The sequence below is a fragment of the Actinotalea ferrariae CF5-4 genome (assembly GCF_000603945.1).
GTDB lineage: Bacteria > Actinomycetota > Actinomycetes > Actinomycetales > Cellulomonadaceae > Actinotalea > Actinotalea ferrariae.
Genome location: NZ_AXCW01000422.1, coordinates 1 through 1,719 on the forward strand (window position 1 = coordinate 1; position 1,719 = coordinate 1,719).

Sequence of the window (1,719 nt, forward strand, 5' to 3'; positions counted from 1 at the left end):
GGCCCAGCTCGGCGAGCAGGTCGGGCACGACGCTCGACCGCGTCGCGAACGACTCCGCGCCCGCGTCCACCGTCAGGCCCGCGACCTGCACCGACGCGACGCAGCCGCCGGGCCGGGCGTCGCGCTCGAGCAGCAGGACGCGCCGGCCGCGCGCCGCCAGGTCCCGCGCGACGACCAGTCCCGCGACGCCCGCGCCCACCACGACGACGTCCACGGCGCCGTCCTGCTGCGGCGGGGTCGTCGGCGCCGGGGACGCCTCCGGCGTGCCGGTCACGCGCGGACGTCCTCCCCGTGGGCCACCCGCACGATGCGCGTGAGGACCTCCGGGTCGGTCGCGGGAGGCACCCCGTGGCCGAGGTTGAGCACGTGCGCCGGCGCGTCGCCGCCGCGGCGGATCACGTCGCGGACGTGCGCCTCGAGCACGGGCCACGGGGCGTCGAGGTAGGCGGGGTCGATGTTGCCCTGCAGGGGCGTGCGGCCCCCGAGGCGACGGTTCGCCTCGTCGAGCGGGATGCGGTGGTCGACCCCGACGACGTCCGCGCCGACGTCGCGCATCGCGACGAGCAGCTCGCCCGTGCCGGTGCCGAAGTGCACGACCGGCACGTCGAGGTCCGCCACGTGCGACAGCGCCCGGCGGGAGGCCGGGGCGACGTGGGCCTCGTAGTCCGCGAGGGACAGGGCGCCCGCCCAGGAGTCGAACAGCTGCACCGCGCTGGTGCCGGCCAGCACCTGCGCGCGCAGGAACGCCCCGGTGACGTCGGCGCACCAGTCCATGAGGGCCTGCCACGTCCCCGGGTCCGCGTGCATGAGGGTGCGGGCGCGCAGCTGGTCCTTGGACGGTCCGCCCTCGACCAGGTAGGACGCGAGCGTGAAGGGTGCGCCGGCGAAGCCGAGCAGCGGCGTCGACCCCAGCTCGGCGACGGTGAGCGCGACACCCTCGGTCACGGGGGCGAGGGCGTCCGGGTCCAGCGGGGCGAGCCGGGCGACGTCGTCGGCGGTCCGGACCGGGTGCTCGAAGACCGGCCCGGTGCCCGGCACGATGTCGACCGCGACGCCCGCCAGCCGCAGGGGCACGACGATGTCGCTGAAGAAGATGCCCGCGTCCACGCCGTGCCGTCGCACGGGCTGGAGGGTGATCTCGCTGGCCAGGGCCGGGTCGAGGCAGGCGTCGAGCATGGCGACGCCGGCGCGCGTCGCGCGGTACTCCGGCAGGGACCGGCCGGCCTGGCGCATGAACCACACGGGGCGGGTCTCGGGGTCCTCGGGACGCTGCCCGGAAAAGGCCCGGACGACGGCGGCATGCGACGTCCGACCGTCGATCATGGGATGACTTCCTGGCAGGTTCACGGTGCGATTGTGCCAACCATTCCGGCGGCTGGTTGAATCGAGCGCGTTGTGGTCCTCCTGAGCCTCTCGGCGAGTCATCGCGACCTCGACCTCGACGTCCTGGAGCAGCTGAGCTCCGGGGCGCACTCCGTGGGGACGAGCGTCGTGAGGGACAGCCCCGCCATCACCGGTTGCGTCGTCCTGGCGACCTGCAACCGGTTCGAGCTGTACCTCGACACGGACATCCCCCGCCCCGCCGACGACGGCGCCCCGGTCCTGCTGCGCGCGGTCGCCCCCGCGGCGATCGAGGTGCCGCCCGCGGCCGCCGACGACACCGCTGGGTCTTCCCTGGGGACCGGCCCCGCCGGCGTCCGGCCCGCCCCCGCGGCCGAG

The 1,719-nt window shown here is 75.9% G+C and carries 2 protein-coding genes and 1 pseudogene; 1 reads left to right on the plus strand and 2 read right to left on the minus strand.

Annotated features, from left to right (window positions below; all coding sequences use genetic code 11):
* Together N866_RS18455 and hemE are read right to left on the minus strand one after the other, a co-directional pair.
* A partial coding sequence (locus N866_RS18455; protein ID WP_034229511.1) for an FAD-dependent oxidoreductase occupies positions 1 to 274 on the minus strand: 274 nt, incomplete at its 3' end.
* On the minus strand, positions 271 to 1,323 hold the full coding sequence (hemE, locus tag N866_RS18460) for a uroporphyrinogen decarboxylase (protein WP_034229513.1): 1,053 nt from the start codon (positions 1,321 to 1,323) through the stop codon (positions 271 to 273). The genes N866_RS18455 and hemE, both read right to left, overlap by 4 nt.
* Before the next feature lie 72 nt (positions 1,324 to 1,395).
* Between hemE and N866_RS18465 the strand changes: the two are divergent.
* A pseudogene (locus tag N866_RS18465) lies at positions 1,396 to 1,719 on the plus strand (hypothetical protein); the annotation flags it as partial.